16 protein-coding genes are annotated in these 18,172 nt (G+C 70.0%); 9 read left to right on the top strand and 7 right to left on the bottom strand.

The features are described 5' to 3' along the window. Positions 1 to 12: 12 nt before the first annotated feature. On the bottom strand, positions 13 to 792 hold the full coding sequence (locus ACYVLQ_RS21570; protein ID WP_460699322.1) for a metallophosphoesterase: 780 nt from the start codon (positions 790 to 792) through the stop codon (positions 13 to 15). A gap of 254 nt (positions 793 to 1,046) precedes the next feature. After that, positions 1,047 to 1,799: an RluA family pseudouridine synthase gene (locus ACYVLQ_RS21565; protein ID WP_460699321.1), complete on the bottom strand. Its 753-nt coding sequence runs from the start codon at positions 1,797 to 1,799 to the stop codon at positions 1,047 to 1,049. Between the two features lie 234 nt (positions 1,800 to 2,033). Between ACYVLQ_RS21565 and ACYVLQ_RS21560 the strand changes: the two genes are divergently transcribed. The 6 genes from ACYVLQ_RS21560 (at position 2,034) to ACYVLQ_RS21535 (ending at position 8,400) form a co-directional block, all read left to right on the top strand. Next, positions 2,034 to 2,750: a hypothetical protein gene (locus ACYVLQ_RS21560; protein WP_460699320.1), complete on the top strand. Its 717-nt coding sequence runs from the start codon at positions 2,034 to 2,036 to the stop codon at positions 2,748 to 2,750. A gap of 9 nt (positions 2,751 to 2,759) precedes the next feature. Beyond that, on the top strand, positions 2,760 to 3,776 hold the full coding sequence (locus tag ACYVLQ_RS21555) for a FecCD family ABC transporter permease (protein WP_460699319.1): 1,017 nt from the start codon (positions 2,760 to 2,762) through the stop codon (positions 3,774 to 3,776). Further along, positions 3,773 to 4,849 (top strand): FecCD family ABC transporter permease, encoded by a 1,077-nt coding sequence (locus tag ACYVLQ_RS21550; RefSeq protein WP_460699318.1) that lies wholly within the window; start codon positions 3,773 to 3,775, stop codon positions 4,847 to 4,849. The genes ACYVLQ_RS21555 and ACYVLQ_RS21550 overlap by 4 nt, the downstream gene beginning before the upstream one ends. Further along, positions 4,846 to 5,700: an ABC transporter ATP-binding protein gene (locus ACYVLQ_RS21545; protein ID WP_460699317.1), complete on the top strand. Its 855-nt coding sequence runs from the start codon at positions 4,846 to 4,848 to the stop codon at positions 5,698 to 5,700. Before ACYVLQ_RS21550 ends, ACYVLQ_RS21545 begins: the two co-directional genes overlap by 4 nt. Before the next feature lie 9 nt (positions 5,701 to 5,709). Beyond that, positions 5,710 to 6,726, top strand: a complete 1,017-nt coding sequence (locus tag ACYVLQ_RS21540) for an ABC transporter substrate-binding protein (RefSeq protein WP_460699316.1) — start codon at positions 5,710 to 5,712, stop codon at positions 6,724 to 6,726. 102 nt (positions 6,727 to 6,828) lie between these two features. Next, a complete protein-coding gene (locus tag ACYVLQ_RS21535) occupies positions 6,829 to 8,400 on the top strand; it encodes an amino acid permease (protein WP_460699315.1) in 1,572 nt (523 codons plus the stop codon). Here the strand turns inward: ACYVLQ_RS21535 and ACYVLQ_RS21530 are convergent. The 5 genes from ACYVLQ_RS21530 to ACYVLQ_RS21510 form a co-directional block, all read right to left on the bottom strand. Continuing rightward, the gene (locus ACYVLQ_RS21530) at positions 8,390 to 9,748 is read right to left on the bottom strand and encodes a WS/DGAT/MGAT family O-acyltransferase (protein WP_460699314.1); all 1,359 of its coding nucleotides are present in this window, start codon (positions 9,746 to 9,748) and stop codon (positions 8,390 to 8,392) included. The genes ACYVLQ_RS21535 and ACYVLQ_RS21530 overlap by 11 nt on opposite strands. Positions 9,749 to 10,012: 264 nt before the next feature. Next, a complete protein-coding gene (locus ACYVLQ_RS21525) occupies positions 10,013 to 11,812 on the bottom strand; it encodes an acyl-CoA dehydrogenase (protein ID WP_460699313.1) in 1,800 nt (599 codons plus the stop codon). Between the two features lie 60 nt (positions 11,813 to 11,872). Continuing rightward, positions 11,873 to 12,433, bottom strand: coding sequence for a TetR/AcrR family transcriptional regulator (locus ACYVLQ_RS21520; RefSeq protein ID WP_460699312.1), 561 nt, complete (start codon positions 12,431 to 12,433; stop codon positions 11,873 to 11,875). Continuing rightward, on the bottom strand, positions 12,430 to 13,650 hold the full coding sequence (locus ACYVLQ_RS21515) for a cytochrome P450 (RefSeq protein ID WP_460699311.1): 1,221 nt from the start codon (positions 13,648 to 13,650) through the stop codon (positions 12,430 to 12,432). Before ACYVLQ_RS21515 ends, ACYVLQ_RS21520 begins: the two co-directional genes overlap by 4 nt. Positions 13,651 to 13,694: 44 nt before the next feature. Further along, the gene (locus ACYVLQ_RS21510) at positions 13,695 to 14,372 is read right to left on the bottom strand and encodes a phosphoribosyltransferase (RefSeq protein ID WP_460699310.1); all 678 of its coding nucleotides are present in this window, start codon (positions 14,370 to 14,372) and stop codon (positions 13,695 to 13,697) included. A gap of 298 nt (positions 14,373 to 14,670) precedes the next feature. Between ACYVLQ_RS21510 and ACYVLQ_RS21505 the strand changes: the two genes are divergently transcribed. The 3 genes from ACYVLQ_RS21505 (at position 14,671) to ACYVLQ_RS21495 (ending at position 18,070) form a co-directional block, all read left to right on the top strand. Continuing rightward, entirely contained in the window at positions 14,671 to 15,936 is a 1,266-nt protein-coding gene (locus ACYVLQ_RS21505) for a hypothetical protein (RefSeq protein WP_460699309.1), read from the top strand. 5 nt (positions 15,937 to 15,941) lie between these two features. Beyond that, entirely contained in the window at positions 15,942 to 16,913 is a 972-nt protein-coding gene (locus ACYVLQ_RS21500) for a glutamate ABC transporter substrate-binding protein (RefSeq protein WP_460699589.1), read from the top strand. A 134-nt stretch (positions 16,914 to 17,047) separates the two neighbouring features. Continuing rightward, positions 17,048 to 18,070 (top strand): PP2C family serine/threonine-protein phosphatase, encoded by a 1,023-nt coding sequence (locus ACYVLQ_RS21495; protein WP_460699308.1) that lies wholly within the window; start codon positions 17,048 to 17,050, stop codon positions 18,068 to 18,070. Positions 18,071 to 18,172 lie beyond the last annotated feature (102 nt).

The following is an 18,172-nucleotide window of genomic DNA, read 5'->3' as shown; positions in this document are numbered from 1 at the left end:
GTGGCGTCCAATTCAGTTCGGCTGCACTGCGATCCTGCCGCCCATCGGCACGGTGCGCACGATGGAGGTGAGGCGGCGCCCGTCGACCACGTGCAGCACCAGCGACGGATCGGGCGCGTAGTCGATCGGCACCTGGCCCGGCGCACCGACCTCCCATTCGCCGCCGATCTGCGAGGCCACACTCGGCGCGACCACCAGCTGCCGCCCGCCGAACAGGGTGGCGCCCATCGAGTGCATGTGCCCGGTGATCACGCCGAGGATGCGGTCGTCGTCGGCGACGATCCGCTCCAGCCGCTGCGGGTTCGCCAGCCGGATCGGGTCGACCACCGTGCTGTACATGGGCATCGGCGGATGATGCATGGCCACCAGCACCGCGGTCTCGTCCGGCGTCTCCAGCAGCAGATCGGTCAGCCAGGCGTAGGTGCCGTCGGTCAGTTCGCCGCCGCCCTCGCCCGGGATGGTGGAATCCAGCAGCGCCACCGTCAGCCCGTCCAGCCGCAGCGCCTGGTTGATCGGCTCGTAGGAGGCCGGGCGGCGCAACAGCACCTCCAGCAGATTGGCGCGATCGTCGTGATTGCCGGGCAGTACCGACACCGGGACGTCCGCCAGCAGTGCGGCCCGGGCCTGTTGGTACTCCTCGACCTTGCCGGAATCGGTGATATCCCCGGTGACCAGGATCGCGTCGGGACGGTGCGGCAGGTCGGCGAGGTACGCCATCACCCGTTCGGCCCGTTCGGTGTTGTGTGCGTGCAGGTCGAAGTGGGTGTCGCTGAGCTGTGCCAACACAATCATCGGCGTTCGCTTTCTCGTGGGAATCGCGCCGTTGCGCCCGAGCGTGCCTGGTCTGGCACTGTTCCAGGGTAAATCGCCCGGTGTTGTCACGTCTGCATGAGACGCGCCACCGAATATAGCGAGAGTGCATAGATCTCACCGTGTGGCGCGCGAATCACACCACGGCGGGTCGTGATCAGCTTCGACCTGTCCGCCTGAGTGCCATCGTCGTTCCGGCACGCTTTCGGCCGGAATCCACCGCGGTGAGCGGCGTGCTACTGGCCGCTCAGCAGGGCGGCGGGGCCGTCGGTGAGCGATGTGGTGCCGACCGTCCAGAAGTCTTGTCCCGGAGGGGCTTCCAGGGTCAGCTCGGATGGCGTCCGCCAGGAGGCCTCGAGGCGTAGGCGCCACGAGTGCAGGTGCGTGCGCGAGCAGGAGCCGGACTTGTCGAACAGCGGATCGCCCGCGATGGCGTGGCCGATCCATGCCAGGTGTACGCGGATCTGGTGGCGCCGCCCGGTGATCGGGCGCACCGCCAGCACCGTGCAGGCCTCGGTGCGCAGCACGGTGGTGAACTCGGTGCGCGAAGGATAGTTCTTGCCCGCCAACAGATCTCGTTCGTCGACGCGCCACAGGTCGCCGTCGCGGACGATGCGGTCGCGCGGAGCGGCGATGCGCACCCGATTCTTGCGGCCGACGCCGAGCGGCAACTCGATGACGCCGTGCTCGGGCAGTCCGGTGGACGCGGTGATCGCCAGATAGGTCTTGCCGACGGTCCGCTTGTTGAACTGCCGGGTGAGTTGCCCGTGTGCGGCCAACTCCTTGGCCAGCAGCACCAGGCCCGAGGTCACCTTGTCGATGCGGTGCACCGGATACAACCGCTCGTCGTGCTCGGCCGCGAGCTCCACGATGTCGGTGTCGTGCCGCTCGCCGGTCACCGAGATCCCGGCGGGCTTGTTCAGCGCGAGGATCGCCTCGTCCTCGGTGAGCAGGCATCGGTTGCGGAGCTCGGGCCAGTCGGCCTGCACATCGATCCCTTTCGTCCGGCGAATACTTCCCAGACAGTACGACCCGGCATCCGTGCGGTTCCGGGTCGGTGCCGCTACGGTGATGAACGCCTTCTGAACATTAGACAGAGTGCCGTTAAAGTATGTACCGTCAAATGGCGTCACATATTGCGTCACATATCAAGGTCACCGCGGACCGACTGCGCCTCGGCCGGGTGTGCCACTCGATGTCCAGCCGAAGGTGAGGAAGTAAGAATGTTGAGGAAGTTCGCCGCCACGTCGGCGCTGTTGACCGCTGCGCTGGGTATCACCGCCGGCGCCGTCCACGCCGCGCCCGCGGTGAACGAGTCCGCGGCGAACAGCGGCGTGGTGAACTACACCGCGGCGGTGGACGGCGCCTCGACCGTCATCCGGACCGACTCCGGTTCGATGGTCGACGAAGGTGGCATCTTCAAGATCAAGGCGGACGACGGCACCACCGTCGCGGGTACCGAACTCGGCTTCCGCGTAGACGATTTCGTCTTCCCGATCGCCGCGGAGATCACCGATAACACCGCGCGGCTGACCCCGAAGTTCGATCTGGAGCACGCGGCCTACCGTCCCGTCGCCCTGCCCTTCGAGGACCAGGCGCCGTGGAAGACGCCCTACGACCGGGAGGTCGACGCGTTCACCCGCCTGAAGGACACGGTCGCCACCGGCGCCACCATTGGCACCGTGGTGGGTGGTCTCGGCGGCGCCGCCGTCGGCTGCGTGCTCGGCGGCATCGCCGGTGCGACGGTCGCGGCCGCCACCATCGTCGGAATGTTCGGCCCGTTCATTCCGGCCGCCGTGGTCGGCTGCCTCGGCGGCATCATCGCGATCGGCGCGCTGGGCACCGTGGCCGGTCAGCTCTTCGTCACGGCGCCGGTCGCCATCGCCGCCCTCGCGCAGTACTTCACCACGATCAACCAGCCGTTCAAGCCCGCGAAATAGTGGCGCCCGGTGACCTCGACAGGCTCGACCGGCGCCGTGCGGTCGTGGCTCCGCATACCGGTGCTGGCCATCGGATTTGCCGCGCTACTGCTGTGCGTGGTGCTCAGCCTGGCGGTCGGCGCCCGGTCGGTACCGGTCCCGACGGTGGTCGAGGCCCTGCTGGGGCTGGGTGATGGCCGGGACGCGCTGGTGGTCACGGGTCTGCGCTGGCCCCGGACGCTGGTCGGCCTGGTGATCGGCGCGGCGCTCGGCCTGGCCGGTGCGGTGGTTCAGGGAACCACCCGCAATCCGCTGGCCGCGCCGACGACCCTGGGCATCAACGCCGGCGCCGGGCTCGCGGTGGTGGTCGCGATCTTCGCGCTACGGCTGACCCACCCGGCGCAGTACGTGGGCTTCGCCTTCGCCGGTGCGGCCGGTGCGGCGGCGTTCACCCTCGCGCTGGGGCGGCGGACGGGCGACCTCGACCCGGTCCGTCTGGTCCTCGGCGGCACGGTGCTGCAGCTGTTACTGGTCTCGTGGACGTCGGCGGTACTGCTGTTCAGCGAAAGAACCTTGGACGAGGCGCGGTTCTGGCTGGCCGGATCGATCGCCGGGCGCGGCCTCGACGCGCTGGCGCCGATGCTGCCGACGCTGGTACTCGGCGCGGCCATCGGCCTCGCGATCACACCGGCGTTGAATGCGCTGGCCCTCGGTGACGAGGCCGCGACCGCGCTCGGCATGCCCGTCGCGCGCATCCGCCTCGCCGGAATGGTGGCGGTGGTGCTACTGGCCGGGTCGGCGGTGGCCGTGGCGGGGCCGATCTCGTTCATCGGATTGGCGGCGCCGCATCTGGTCCGCCTGCTGGTCGGCGGCGACCATCGGCTGCTGGTTCCCGGGTGCCTGATCGCGGGCCCGGTGTTGCTGCTGGCGGCCGATATCGCGGGGCGGCTGGTGGCGCGGCCCTCGGAGGTCGAGGTCGGCATCATCACCGCCTTCCTCGGCGCGCCCCTGCTGGTCGTGCTGGCTCGCCGCGGAGCGGGTCGATGAATACGGTGCTGCGCCCCGCCCGCGGGTCACGAAAGATATTGTCCGGCAAGGAAATTACGCCGAGCGTCGACGACCGGCGCCGCCGGAGCGCCATGCTGCTCGGGGCGGGATCGGTGGTCGTGACGGCGGCGCTCGCGGCGGTCGCGCTGTCGGTCGGCGAGATGGCGGTGCCGGCCGGCGCCGCCCTGCGGGCCACGTTCGGGTTCGGCGACCCCGGAACCGTGTACGTCGTCCAGCAGTTCCGGGCGCCGCGCATGGTGGCCGGGGTGATCGCGGGGGCGGGCCTAGCGGTCGCGGGGGCCGTGCTGCAGCGGCTGTTCCGAAACCCCCTGGCCTCACCGGATGTCATGGGCGTCACCGGCGGTGCGTCCCTCGGAGCGGTGCTGGTGCTCGCCCTCGGCGCGGGGCAGCGGCTGATCCCGTTCGCCGCACTCGGCGGCGGGTTGTTCGCCGGGGTGCTGCTGGCGGTGCTGGGCCGCCGTGCGGGGCTTCCCGTCACCCGGCTGGTGCTCGTGGGCCTGGCGGTGCAAGCCGGGCTGGCCGCCACCGTGAACCTGCTCGTGGTTCGGTTTCCCCGCGAACTGGCCTCCTCGGCGATGCAGTGGACCACCGGCTCGCTCTACGGCCGGACCTGGCCGGAGGTGCAGATCGCCGCGGTGGGCGGCGTGGTCGTGCTGGCGCTGGTGTTCGCGCAGTACCGCACGCTGGCCGCGCTGGATCTGGGCGACGAATCGGCCGGGGCGCTGGGCATTTCGGCATCGTCGGCGCGAATTCGGCTGCTGCTGAGCGCGGTTGCGCTGGCGGCGCTCGCGGCCTCGCTCGCCGGGCCGATCGCGTTCGTCGCCCTCGCGGTACCGCACCTGGTGCGACTGCTGACCGGCCCGCCGACCGCCCTCGGATTGATCGTCACCGGACTGGCCGGTGCGGCCCTGCTGCTCGGATGCGACCTCGTCGCGGCGCACGCGCTGCCGACGAGCGTGCCGGTCGGCGTCATGACCGCCACGATCGGCTCGCCCTGGCTGCTCGTGTTGATGCTGCGGGAGAGCGGCCCGGCCCATCGGAGGAGCGCATGAGTATTCGGAAACGCGACGGGCTCGACGCCGGACAAGCGGGCGCCGATATCCTGGCGGCGCAGGGGCTGGTGCTGAACTACGGCGAGCGATCCGTGATCGGAGGCATGGATCTCCAGCTGCCCGGCGGCGCGGTGACCGCCATCGTCGGTCCCAATGCCTGCGGCAAATCCACACTGCTGCGCGGGTTTTCGCGGTTGCTGCGCCCCACCGGCGGCACCGTCACCTTGGACGGCGCGGATATCCACCGGATGTCGGCGCGCACGCTCGCCCGTCGGCTCGGCCTGCTGCCGCAGCAGCCGCTCACGCCCGAGTCGATCACGGTCGAGGCGCTGGTGCGACTGGGCAGGTACCCGCACCAGCGGATGTTGCGCCCCTGGTCGGCCGACGATCAGCGGGCCGTGCTCGACGCCTTGCGCCGCACCGGGACCTCGGAGCTGCGGGGCCAGCAGGTCGACCGGCTCTCCGGCGGTCAGCGCCAGCGGGTCTGGATCGCGCTGGCGCTCGCGCAGGACACCGACCTGCTGTTGCTGGACGAGCCGACCACCTTCCTGGATCTGCGCCATCAACTCGAGGTGCTCGACCTGATCGCCGATCTGCACGCCACCGCGGGCCGGACGGTCGTCATGGTGCTGCACGACCTCGGGCAGGCCGCCCGCTACGCCGACCACCTGGTGGTCCTGGACTCCGGTGCGGTGGCGGCGGCCGGTGCGCCGGGGGAGGTGCTCGACGCCGAGTTGGTCCGCACCGTCTTCGGCGTCGACTGCCGGGTGATTCCCGACCCCGAAACCGGTACGCCCCTGGTGATTCCGCGCAGCCGGGCCGCGCGGCCGAGCACGACTATCCGGAAGTGAGGACCACCGATGTCCACCAGGCGCTCACGCACGCGCGGATGCCACCGGCTCGTCGCCGCGCTGGCCGCGGCCGCACTCGGTGTCTCCGGGCTGGCGGCGTGCGGAAACGACACTGTCACAGCGGGTTCGGTGGTATCCGCCGCGGATCCGGCGAGCTTTCCCCGCACCCTGGACACCCCGATGGGGCAGGTGACGATCCCGCGGCCGCCCGCCAGGGTGGTGGTCCTCGACACCGGCGAACTCGACTCGGCCACCCTGCTGGGTGTCACTCCGGTCGGAGCCGTGGTGTCGCACGCCAAGCCTCGTGGCGGTTTTCCGGACTACCTGGCCGGAAAGGTCGACGGCGTGGTGGATGTCGGCCCGATGCCAGAGCCGAACCTGGAGCGGATCGCCTCGCTGCGTCCCGATCTGATCCTGTCGTCGAAGGTTCGGCACGAGCGGATCTACGACAAGTTGTCCGGCATCGCGCCGACCGTATTCACCCAAAACACCGGTGGCCCTTGGAAAGCCAATCTGGCGGTGCACGCGAAGGCGCTAGGGCTCGATCGCCAGGCCGCCGACGCGCTGCGGCGGTACGAGGACCGCGCGGCAGCCGTCGGCGCGGCGATCGGAGCGGGGAACGGCGGCGTCCTGCCGACCGTCTCGGTGGTGCGCTTCCTGGCCGGGCCGACGCGGCTGTACATGAGCAACTCGTTCAGCGGGGTCGTGCTGCAGGACATCGGACTGCCGCGACCGGTGGCGCAGCAGTCCACCGACCCCAAGAAGGTCATGCGGGAGATCAGCCCGGAGCAGGTCGACCAGGCCGACGCCGACGCCCTCTTCGTGGCCACCATCGATGATCCGGGCAAGACCGAGAAGGCCGGGTTCACCAGTGGGCCGCTCTGGCGTGATCTGCGAGCGGTCAAGGGCGGCAAGGTGTTCGAGGTGCCGGATGAGACCTGGATGTCGGGCATCGGGGTGCAGGCCGCCGATCGGATGCTCGATGACGTGGCCGCCGCGTTCGGGGTGACGCCGCCCACCAAGTAGCGCGCGGCCGCTGAGTAGGGGTGAGGCTCCCGCTGTTGAATGAACCGCTACATGACGGTACATTACTTTGCGACATGATTTGTCTCACAGTTAGGCCTGGTCATGAGCTCAGCGCGGCGACCTGTGGAGCTGTCGGCGCTGGCGGACGCGCTGCATGCGGAGGATGCCGGATATCGCAGGTCGCTGCGGACGCGACAGCTGCAGATGATCGCGATCGGCGGCGTGATCGGCACCGGGTTGTTTCTCGGGGCGGGTGGGCGCCTGGCGGGCGCTGGGCCCGGCCTGTTCCTGGTGTACGGCGTGTGCGGGGTGTTCATCTTCTTCATCCTGCGGGCGCTCGGGGAACTCGTGCTGCACCGGCCGTCCGCCGGGTCGTTCGTCTCCTACGCGCGTGAGTTCTACGGGGAGAAGCTGGCTTTCGCGGTCGGGTGGACGTACTTCTTCCACTGGTGCATGACTGGCATCGTCGACATCACCGCCATCGCGACGTACTTCCGGTACTGGCAGCCGATCGCTGTCGTCCCGCACTGGGTGCTCGCACTGGTCGCGCTGATCGTGGTGGTGTGCACGAATCTGGTGTCGGTGCGGTGGTTCGGCGAACTGGAGTTCTGGGTCGCCTTGATCAAAGTCATTGCGCTCAGCGGGTTTTTGATCATCGGCACCGTATTCCTCGCGGGCCGCTTCACGATTCGCGGCGACGACACCGGCGTCGGGGTGATCGCCGAGCACGGCGGGCTGTTCCCGACCGGGGCGCTGCCGCTGGTGACCGCGACGACGGGTGTCGTATTCGCTTATGCCGCAGTGGAATTGATCGGCATCGCCGCCGGTGAGACGAAGGAGCCGGAGAAGGTCATGCCGCGGGCGATCAACTCCGTCATCTCCCGGATCGCGCTGTTCTACGTCGGCTCCCTGATCCTGCTCGGGCTGCTGCTGCCCTACACGGCCTTCCGGCCGGGCGAGAGCCCCTTCGTGACATTCTTTGCGGGTCTGGGGGTTCCGGCGGCCGGATCGGTCATGAATGTGATCGTGCTGACGGCCGCGTTCTCCAGTCTGAACGCTGGGCTGTACTCGACCGGGCGAATTCTGCGATCGATGTCGATGAACGGCAGCGCCCCCGGCGTGGCCGCGCGGATGTCGGCGGGCGGGGTGCCCTACGTCGGCATCCTCGCCACCGGGGCGATCGCGCTGATCGGGGTCGCACTCAACGCGATGGTGCCGGATCAGGCGTTCGAAATCGTCCTGAACGTGGCGGCACTCGGCACCATCGTGTCGTGGACCGTGGTGCTGCTGTGCCAGCTGCGGCTGTGGTACCGATGGCGCCAGGGGATCGCGTTCCGCCCGAAGTTCCGCCTGCCCGGAACACCGTACACGAGCGTGGCGGCCCTGGTCTTCCTCGCGAGCGTGGTCGTTCTGATGGCGGGCACCGGCAGCCGGGTGCAGCGCGCCGCCGTCGCCGCCTTCGTCCTGATCGTGGTCCCGGTCCTGATCGTCGGCTGGTTCCTCACGCGCCGAAAGGTGATGCGCATAGCCGAGATTCGGCACGGACACGCCGGGCAGTTCCCGGTCCTGGCCGAGCGCCCGTGGCCCGGGCGCCCGGCCGAGCCGACCGTGGTCATCGAGCAGCCGCGCACGCGGTTTCCCGGGGACGAGCACCTCCGCGGGCCTATGCGGTAGCGATCTCCAGCTCCTGCAGCGCGGTGTCCAGGTGATCGATCATCCGGGACAGGTGCGGCACCGAGCGGCGGCATCCGACGAGGCCGAAGTCCAGGGTGTCGGCGGTATTGGTGACGGTGATGTTCACGGCCTGGCCGTCGAACGGGATGGACAGCGGGTAGTTGCTGTCGAGCCGGGCGCCCTGCAGATACACCGGCTTGCGCGGGCCCGGCACGTTGGAGATCACCAGGTTGAACGGGACCCGCGGCAGGGCCTGGAACCCCGGCACCAGGGTCATGCCGAGCGGGGACATCAGCAGCGCCGACAGCGCGATCGCCTCCAACTGCGGCAGTTGCTGGAACACCTGCTTGGAATGTCGCATCGAGGTGCTGATCGCGTGCAGCCGTCGCGCCGGATCGGCGATATCGGTACCGAGATTGCACAGCAGCGCCGCGACCATGTTCCCGTCGGACTGCGGCTCGGCCGTGTGCCGCACGTTCACCGGCACCATCGCGGTCAGCGACTTGTCCGGCAGCGCATCGTGATCCAGGAGATAGGCGCGCAGCGCGGCTGCCGACATCGCGAGCACGACATCGTTGACCGTCGTGCCGGTCGCGCGGCGCACGGCGTGCACCCGCTCCAGCGGCCAGGAACCCACGGCGACGCTGCGCGCGCCACCGATCGGCACATTGAACATCGTCGGCGGCGCCGACAGCGGCAGCTCGAGCCGTCCCTCGGTCACGGCGCGCACCGCCGACGCCGTGGCGCCGATCCCGGTCGCGATGCGCGGCAACGTCTTTCGCAACTGATCCCACAGCCCCTCGACCGCCTCCGGATCGGCGTCGCGCTCCGATCGGCCGATCGTCCACGGCGCGCGCAGCCGCGCGTCGTAGGGGTCGTCGGTGAGGGTGTGCTGCATCAGCCGCAGCGCCGACACCCCGTCCATCAGCGCGTGATGGACCTTGACGTAGAGCGCGAATCTTCCCCCGGACACGCCCTCGATCAACCGCCCCTCCCACAGCGGCCGATGCCGGTCGAGCAGCGACGAGTGCAGTCGGCCGGTCAGATCGAGCAGTTCGGTGCTGCCGCCGGGCGCGGGCAGGGCGCAGCGGCGCAGGTGGTAGCCGAGATCGATATCGTCGGCGTGCGACCAGACCACGCTGGAGAAGCCGCCGAGGATGCGGCGCTGGCGACGCCGGAAGCGGGGCTCTACCTCGGTCGCCGCCCGCGCCTCGGCGTACATCGAGCGGACGAAGTCGGCGGGGGCGTCGGCGGGCGGTTCGAACAGTTGCAGACCGCCCACGTGCATCGGATGCTCGCGCGATTCGGTCGCCAGGAAGATTGCATCGATCGGGTTGAGAAGATCCATCGGTTCCGCCTATACCGGGTGGGCCGGAGGCCCAGTACGGGTACGGTCAGGCGTCGTTGCCACCGTGGGATTGAATGCGTATCACCCTAGCACCGAATGTATTTGGTGTTGTCGCAAGCGACAAAGACGGTGCGGGTCCGGGTAGTCGCGCAAGCGCCGCCCCGGCCGCTCCACCGGCCGTAAGGCGCGCTTCATCTTCATGGCTACCCCGATGACGGCGTTCTCAATCTGTCAGGTGGGCTGGAGATTCCCGATCGAGTCGACTCACAGGCAGGCGTCGTCGAGATCGAGGGTGGTGCGGTCGAGCGAATCGAGCAAGTCGAACTGCGGTGTGGTGCGGGGTAGTTCCCAGCGGAAGAAATAGCGGGTCGCCGCGCGCTTGCCGTCGTAGAACGATCCGCTGCGGCCGTGCGCGGCGACGGCCTGCTCCAGCCAGATCCAGGCCAGGACCACGTGCCCGAACGCCTCCAGGTACGCCGACGAATTCGCCAGCGCCACATCGGGGTTCATATCCTTCCAGAGCAGGCCGGTGGTGGCGGCGACGCGACCGGCCGCCTGCTGCAGCGCATCGGCGTAGTCGCCCAGTTCGCCGTCGGCGGTGGCGCGGGCCGCCGCCACCGTGCCGCCGATGGTCTCGAGCAGCAGCGTCAGCGCGGCGCCGCTGTCGGCGGTGACCGCGCGCCCGAGCAGGTCCAGGCTCTGAATCCCGTGTGTGCCTTCGTGAATCGGATTGAGGCGATTGTCGCGGTAGTGCTGCTCGACGTCGTAGTCCCGGGTGTAACCGGCGCCGCCGTGCACCTGAATGGCCAGATCGTTGGCGGCCAGGCACCACTGGCTGGGCCAGCTCTTGGCGACGGGGGTCAGCACCCGCAGCAGGGTGGTGGCGCGCTGCTGCTCGGCATCGGTTGCGGCGCTGCGCTGTTCGTCGATCAGCGTGCCGCAGTACAGCTGCAGCGCGAGCGCGCCCTCGGCATAGGCCTTCTGCGCGAGCAGCATGCGCCGGACATCGGGGTGCCGCACGATCGGAACCTGCGGGGTGGCCTGGCCCTTGCTCGCGATCGGGCGGCCCTGCGGGCGGCCGCGGGCGTAGTCGAGCGACTTCAGGTACCCGGTGTAGCCCAGGGCGGTAGCGGACAGGCCGACGCCCAGCCGGGCCTCGTTCATCATGTGGAACATGTAGGCGAGGCCGCGATGGGGTTCGCCGACGAGATAGCCGACGGCGCCGGGCCGCCCGCCGGGGGTGAAGGCGCCGTCGCCGAAAACCGGTGCGGTATTGACCGTTGCGCGCCAGCCCATCTTGTGGTTGATACCGGCCAGCACGATGTCGTTGTGCTCGCCCGCCGAACCGTCCTCGGCCGGTAGGTACTTCGGGACGATGAACAGCGAGATGCCGCGGGTGCCCGCCGGTGCGTCGGGGATTCGGGCCAGCACCAGGTGCACGATGTTCTCCGACAGCTCGTGTTCGGCGCCGGAGATCCACATCTTGCGGCCGAACAACCGGTAGCTGTCGTCGTCCTGCGGCACCGCCTTGGTGGTGATGTCGGCCAGGCTGGAACCCGCCTGCGGCTCCGACAGCGCCATGGTGCCGAAGTAGCGCCCGGCCAGCATCGGCCGCACGAAACGATCGATCTGCTCCGGGGAGGCGTGCGCCGCCAGCAGATTCGCATTGCCCATGGTCAGCATGGCGTAACTGGTGGTGGCGACATTGGCGGCGTAGAACCATGCCATGCAGGCGGTGAGCACGGTATGCGGCAGCTGCGTCCCGCCCACCCGCTCGTCCATCGCGGCGCCCACGAATCCGGCCTCGTTGAACGCGTCGAGCGCCCGCTTCACCGCGGGCAGCAGGTGCACCTTCTCGCCGTCGAAGGTGGGTTCGTGCAGGTCGCCGTCGCGGTTGTGCGGCGCGAAGTACTTCGCGGCGAGTTCGCCGCTGAGCCGCAGCAGCTGGTCGAAGGTCTCCCGGGAATGCTCCCGGTAGCGCTCTCGGGTCGTCAGCCCGGTCACGTCCAGCCACTCGTAGAGGAGGAACTCGATATCACGGGCGGACATGATCAGCGAATCCATACCACCACCCTTGTGGGTCGGTGCACGTCCGCGCAAGCCCCGCGTGCTGCCGGTCTGCCGCTAGTCGGTGCGGGCCCGCGCCCGGACGGCCAGCGGGGCGACGAACCGCTCCAGCATGGCCCGCTCCTCCCTTTCGTCGCGGCCCGGGACCGCGAGCAGCGACACGATGATCCGGGTGAGCCAGCCCGCGAGCACCGAATCCTGCTGTCCGGAACGGTCTTCCGAGGCGAACAGCGAGCCGGCGATCGCCGTGATCACCTCCGAGGTCGCCGCGATCTCGCCGGTGAGTCCGGCGTCGCCGGGCCGGAACCACGCGATCAGCAGCGGATCCGCGCGCACCAGGCGCAGGGCCTCCCGCACCCCCGCGACGAGGCGCTCCCCGGGGTCCTCGATCGCGTCGGTGGTCCGCAGCACCGCCGCCCCGATTCGCCGCGCCTCGCGGTGTACGAAGGCCAGCCGGACCGCCTGCCTGCTGTCGAAGTACCGGTACAGCGTGGCCCGCGAACACCCGGCGGCCTTGGCGATGTCGGCCATTCCGGACGCGGCCACGCCGCGCTCGGCGAACAGGCGGGCCGCGGCGTCGAGAATGCGCTCGGCCGGGTCGACTCCCCGCCCGCTCACGCCGCCGCCCGGAAGGGGACGCTGACCGGCCAGCGCACGTAGTTGCCGTCGGTGTAGCGCACCGCGTCGAGATCGACGGTGAAGTCGGGGCAGCGGGCGAGCAGTTCCCGCAGCGCGATGGTGGCCTGCATCCGCGCGGCGGCCGCGCCGAGGCAGTGGTGGTTGCCGTTGCCGAAGGTGAGAATGTTGCGCGGCCGCCGCGTCACATCGAGTCGGCCCGCGTCGGAACCGTATTCGCGCTCGTCGCGGTTGGCCGAGGCGTACAGCAGCAGCACGCGGCGGCCCGCGGGGACGGTGACGCCCTCGATCTCGACGTCGCGGGTGGTGGTGCGCGCCAGCCCCTGCACCGGCGAGGTGAGCCGCAGGAACTCGTCGACCGCGCCCGGTATCAGGTCCGGATCGTCGAGCAGCCGCCGCCGCTCGCGCGGGTACTCGGTCAGCAATTGCACCGCGCCGCCGAGATTTCCGGTGGTCGTGTCGTTGCCGCCGGTGATCATGGTGAACGCGAAACCGAGGATCTGCAGGACGCCGCCCACGTCGCCGTCCGCGGCCCGGCCGGAGGCCAGCAGATGGGAGACGGTGTCGTCACCCGGCGCCGCGCGGCGGCGTTCGACCAGCCCGGCGAAGTACTGCGTCAGCTCCCCGACCGCGGCCTGTGCCTGCAGCACGCCGCCGATGGCCGAGGCCGCCACGATGGCCTCGCTCCATTCGTCGAACTTCGACCTGTCCTCCTCCGGCACACCGAGATAGTGGGCCACGACCATGGTCGGCAGCGGCTTGAACACTTCGGCGGAGATATCGCCGCCGCCGTTCGCGCGCAGTCGTTCGATGCGCTCGACGACGAATTCCCGGACGGCCGGACTGATCTCCTGCACCTGGCGCGGCGTGAAACCCTTGGCCACTCGCCGCCGGAACAGCGTGTGATCCGGTGGGTCGGTGAATACGAAGGGCCGGTTCGCACCGAGTCCGATCTCGGTCAGGTTGTTGTAGTCGACGGTCAAACCCTGTGCGGAGGAGAAGGTTTCGGGGTCGCGCACCGCCTCGTACACGTCGGCGTAGCGCGACAGCACGTAGTAGTCCTCGTGCTCGCGGCCCTCGGGGACCACGTGGTGGACGGGGTCGTGCTCGCGCAATGCGGCGTACATGGTCCAGGGATCGCGCCAGGTTTCACCCGAGCGGAGCCGGAACCGAGCCGCGTGAGACACATTGCCTTGCATGTCTCGAAGATAAGACAAATCGTCGAAAGTGTCTAGAACCTGTTTCAGGAGGTTCTGATGGGCTCGGTGGGCGGCTGGTCCCGCAATTGGTCGGCCGCGCGGTTCAGCAGCTCGCGCACCGTCTGCTCGGGGACCTCGTCGAAGTGGCGGTACCACTGGCCGAGGGTGTGGAACAGCGCCGGCGTCTCCAGGCAGACGACGTTGTCCGCGTAGCTCGCCAGGGCCCGGATCGGGCGGCAGGATCCCACCGGGACCGCGAAGACCACCCGTGCCGCGCCCTGTGCCCGCGCCCCCTCGCACGCCGCCCGCGCGGCATTCCCGGTCGTCACCCCGTCGTCCACGAGGATCACGGTGCGCCCGGCCACCGGCATCGGCCGGCGACCGCGCCGTAGTCGAGCGCTGTTGCGCAGCACCGTCTCTCGCGCCTGGCGTTCCACCCGCGCCCGTTCCGGCGCGGTGATGAACGCGCGCACCACCAGATCGTCGTCTACCACGCGCGCACCGGATTCGGCGACGGCACCGAAGACCAGCCGCGGTCGGCCGGGCACCTCGAGCTTGCACACCACCGCGACATCCAAGGGCACACGCAACGCAGAGGAGACCTCGAACGCGACCGGCACACCGCCGCACGGCAACCCGAGTACGACGGTGTCCGGACCGCGAAATGCGCGCAGGCGTTCGACGAGCCGTCGCCCGGCTTCGCGGCGGTCCAGAAAGGGCATCGCTCTCACCCTGACAGTTCGTAAAAGAGGATCGAGCCACGGCAGTGGGCTCGGAAGACAGCTCGGTACTCTACGCCGGATCCGGCGCGTTGCGGGCCGAAATGGTGGCGATCTTCTTGCCATTCGGTCTCGGTTTCGGTGCGGCCGCGATCGAGCAGCGAATCGGATTCCGCTCCCGTACGATCGCGTTCGAGACTCCGGCGCGACCGCCGGGCACGCCGAGAGATATTCGCGCTGCCTCTCTCCGCGTCGGATGAACGCCCGGTGCCTCGCGTGACAAGGATGAGGGGGAGGGAGTTTGGGACTTCGCCTACCGGCGACGGTCCGCAACGGCGCGGAATGGTTGCGGCGATTCGCCGCGACGACGCCCGGTGCGATTGTCGCCATCGCTCTCGCGGCTGTCCTGCTGTGCTTGGTCACCGGCCTGGTGAGCGCAAACGAGTTGAGCGGCAAGACCGCTCGGCGCGACGCGGCCCTGCAGCGTTCGGAACCGCTGGCCGATGCCGCACAGCGGCTGTATGTGGCGCTGTCCGCGGCCGACGCCTCGGCGGCCACCGCATTCCTGTCCGGCGGCATCGAATCGCCGCAGATCCGAGGGCAGTACCAGCAGGCGCTGGCCGATGCCGCCGATGCGCTGGCGACGGCGACCGCGGGCGACGCGCACACCCGGGAGGTGGCCGCGCGCATCGCGGCGGACCTGCCCGCGTACACCGGCCTGGTGGAGTCCGCCCGGGCCAACAACCGGCAGGGCTTCCCGGTCGGCTCGGCCTACCTGCGCGAGGCGTCCGGCCTGATGCAGAGTTCCCTGCTGCCCAGCGCCGCGAAACTCACCGACCAGCGGCATGCCGCGCTGCGGGCCGACCAGCCCGCGATCACCGGCCTGCCGTGGTTCTCGCTGATCCTGCTGGTGGTGACCATCGTCGGTGCCGTCTTCGTATCCCGAATCCTGTTGCGGCGCACCAATCGCCGCTACAACCTCGGCGTGGTGGCCGGCGCCGCCGCGGCCGCGCTGGTGCTGCTGTGGATCCTGATCGCCGCCGTCGTCTCGCACAACGCGGTGGACACCGGCTCGGGCGGGCCCGCGGCGCGCAGCGAAAATCTGGCGCAGGCGCGGATTCTCGCGCAGCAGGCCCGCACGGACGAGACCCTGGAACTGATCACCCGCGGCGACACCAAGGAGACCGAGGAGGCATTCAAGGTCAAGACGGCGCGGCTGCGTGACGAGCTGGCGAGCGTCTCCGCGCCGAATTCGCCCATGCAGCAGCAGTTCTCGCAATGGTCGGCCGGTCACCAGCGACAACTCGAGTTTTACAACGCGGCCAACTACCCGGCCGCCGTCGAGCAGGCCATCGGCACCGGGCCGGAGTCCTCGGCCCTGCGCTTCGCCGAGTTGGACGGCTCGCTGCGCGCCGGGCTGGACGGGTCCAGGGTGCAACTGCGCCAACAGATCGACTCCGCCGGAGACGCCTGGATCGGCGCCGCCGTGGGCACACTGGCGCTGATGGTCGTCGCGGCCGCCGGGGTGGTCGCCGGGCTCTGGCCGCGTTTGAAGGAGTTCCTGTGAGCGCCCTGCCGAACCCGCACCGGCGGGCACTGTGGGCGGTACTGGCCGTCGCCGCGGTGGCGCTGCTGGCCGGTTGTGGTGCGGATGCGGCCGTGCCGCGCTCCGGTCCCGTGTCCCCGGTCAACCCGCTGCCGCCGAAGGCCCGCGAGATCACGAACCCGATGGTTCCCGACAGCGGGTGCGATGCGGAGGCCAGCCTGCGGCCGGGCCCGCGATCCGGTGCGCTGCCGCCGGATTCGGCGCTCGCGCGGATCCTCGCGAAGGGACGGGTGACCGTCGGCGTCGACCAGAACACCTATCTGTTCGGATTCCGCAATCCTGCCACCGGGCAGCTGGAAGGCTTCGATATCGACCTGGCCCGCGAGATCGCGCGCGAGCTGTTCGGCGATGCGAATCGCATCGAGCTGCGCTCGCTGTCGACCGCGGAGCGGGTGCCCGCCCTGCAGCAGAAGCAGGTGGACCTCGTCGTGCGCACCTTCTCCGTGACCTGCGAGCGGCGCCGCGACGTCGACTTCTCGAGCGTGTACTACCGTGCGGCGCAACGGATCCTGGCGCCGCGGACCTCCGGCATTCGCGGGCTGTCCGACCTGAGCGGCAGGCGGGTGTGCGTGACCTTCGGCTCCAACTCCTCCCGGCCGCTGTTCACGCTGTCGAACCGGCCGACGGTGCTGGGCGTCGACAACTGGACCGACTGCCTGGTGGCGCTGCAGCAGGGCCAGGTGGACGCGATCAGCACCGACGAGTCGATCCTGATCGGGCTGGCCGAGCAGGACCGCAACCTGCAGGTGGTGGGCGACGGCCTAGGGTTCGAGAACTACGCGGTCGGGGTGCCCAAGGGCGAGCCCGATCTGGTGCGCTTCGTCAACGGCGTCCTCGACCGGCTGCGCGCGGACGGCTCCTGGCAGCGCCTCTACGCCGAACACCTCGACGCGCTCGGCCCCTCCCCGGGAGCCCCGACTCCCCGCTACACGGGGTAGGCGAGGCCGATGCGTGTGCTGACCGTCGCCGAGACATGTGGGCGCGGTTCGAACTTCTCGACCGCGCCAACGCGATCCGTCCGAGGTCGGCGCTGTGAAGGCGCCGACTTCGCCACGCAGGGAATGGGGTGCTTGTGGGTGAATTGGTAACCGGGCTGCACTGTCCGGGATGCGGGCAGCGCATCGGGGCGGCCGACAGATTCTGCGAGCAGTGTGGCCGCGAACTGGCCGTGCACCGGACCGCGCTGCCCGATCTCGCGATCGACCCGGCGGCCGCCTGTGATCAGTGCGGCCGAACGGATTTCGACGACCGCTACTGCGCGGGCTGCGGGGCACGGCACCGGCCGCCCGACCGCGCCGAGGCCGATCTGGGCGTGGTGCAGTTGATCACCGATCGCGGAATCGCGCACGCGCGCAACGAGGACGCGGTCGCGGCGGCGGTCCTCGACGACGCCTCCGGACCCACGATCGTGATCGCGGTGTGCGACGGCGTATCGACCTCCGACGACCCGCAGGTGGCATCAGGCACGGCCGCCCGCACGGGGGTCGATGCCTGCCTGGCCGCGCTCGCCGCGGACCGCACCGCGGCCGAGGCCGTGATCGACGGTCTGGAGGCCGCTTTCGAGGCGGTACGCGGGGTGTCGATCGCCGACGGTCACTCGCCCTCGTGCACCTACGTCGCGGCGGTGCTACAGGCCTGCGGCGGCGGGGAATTCGAGATCACTGTGACGAGTGTCGGTGACAGCCGGGCATATTGGCTGCGCGGCGACGGCCCCGGCGACAGCGTGGCCTCGCGACGGCTGACCGCCGACGACTCCTACGCGCAATTGCTCGTCGACGCGGGCGGCATGGACGAGCAGACCGCGATGCGGGATCCCCGGGCACACGCCCTGATGCGCTGGCTCGGCGCCGATTCCGAGCTCGTTCCCGCCGAGACGGCCGTGCACTCGCTGCGTGTGCGCGGGCCGGGTGCGCTGCTGCTGTGCAGCGATGGACTGTGGAACTACCTGCCCGATCCCGCCGGGCTGGCCGCCGTCGCGACCGCGTCGGCGCCGCTGCGGTCCGCGCGCGACCTGGTCGAGGTCGCGCTGCACGGCGGGGGCAGCGACAACATCACGGTGGCCCTCGCGGCGATACCCGCGGGAGGTGCGCGGTGAGTCCGGCAGTGGACGGTCCGATGGCCGGCGGGGGCAGCGAACCTGCCTGAGCCGCCCGCCGGATGCATACCCCGCCCGCCCTCCGGCTTTGTTCGGCCGAAT

This window comes from Nocardia thraciensis, from assembly GCF_054782435.1.
This window is presented reverse-complemented; position numbering and strand designations above follow the sequence as displayed.

Bases quoted from the DNA above. Each gene is read 5' to 3' on its own strand.
- ACYVLQ_RS21570 (WP_460699322.1), bottom strand. From the start codon at position 792: ATGATTGTGTTGGCACAGCTCAGCGACACCCACTTCGACCTGCACGCA.
- ACYVLQ_RS21530 (WP_460699314.1), bottom strand. From the start codon at position 9,748: ATGGATCTTCTCAACCCGATCGATGCAATCTTCCTGGCGACCGAATCG.
- ACYVLQ_RS21510 (WP_460699310.1), bottom strand. From the start codon at position 14,372: ATGCCCTTTCTGGACCGCCGCGAAGCCGGGCGACGGCTCGTCGAACGC.
- ACYVLQ_RS21560 (WP_460699320.1), top strand. From the start codon at position 2,034: ATGTTGAGGAAGTTCGCCGCCACGTCGGCGCTGTTGACCGCTGCGCTG.
- ACYVLQ_RS21540 (WP_460699316.1), top strand. From the start codon at position 5,710: ATGTCCACCAGGCGCTCACGCACGCGCGGATGCCACCGGCTCGTCGCC.
- ACYVLQ_RS21545 (WP_460699317.1), top strand. From the start codon at position 4,846: ATGAGTATTCGGAAACGCGACGGGCTCGACGCCGGACAAGCGGGCGCC.
- ACYVLQ_RS21535 (WP_460699315.1), top strand. From the start codon at position 6,829: ATGAGCTCAGCGCGGCGACCTGTGGAGCTGTCGGCGCTGGCGGACGCG.
- ACYVLQ_RS21550 (WP_460699318.1), top strand. From the start codon at position 3,773: ATGAATACGGTGCTGCGCCCCGCCCGCGGGTCACGAAAGATATTGTCC.
- ACYVLQ_RS21515 (WP_460699311.1), bottom strand. From the start codon at position 13,650: ATGCAAGGCAATGTGTCTCACGCGGCTCGGTTCCGGCTCCGCTCGGGT.
- ACYVLQ_RS21525 (WP_460699313.1), bottom strand. From the start codon at position 11,812: ATGGATTCGCTGATCATGTCCGCCCGTGATATCGAGTTCCTCCTCTAC.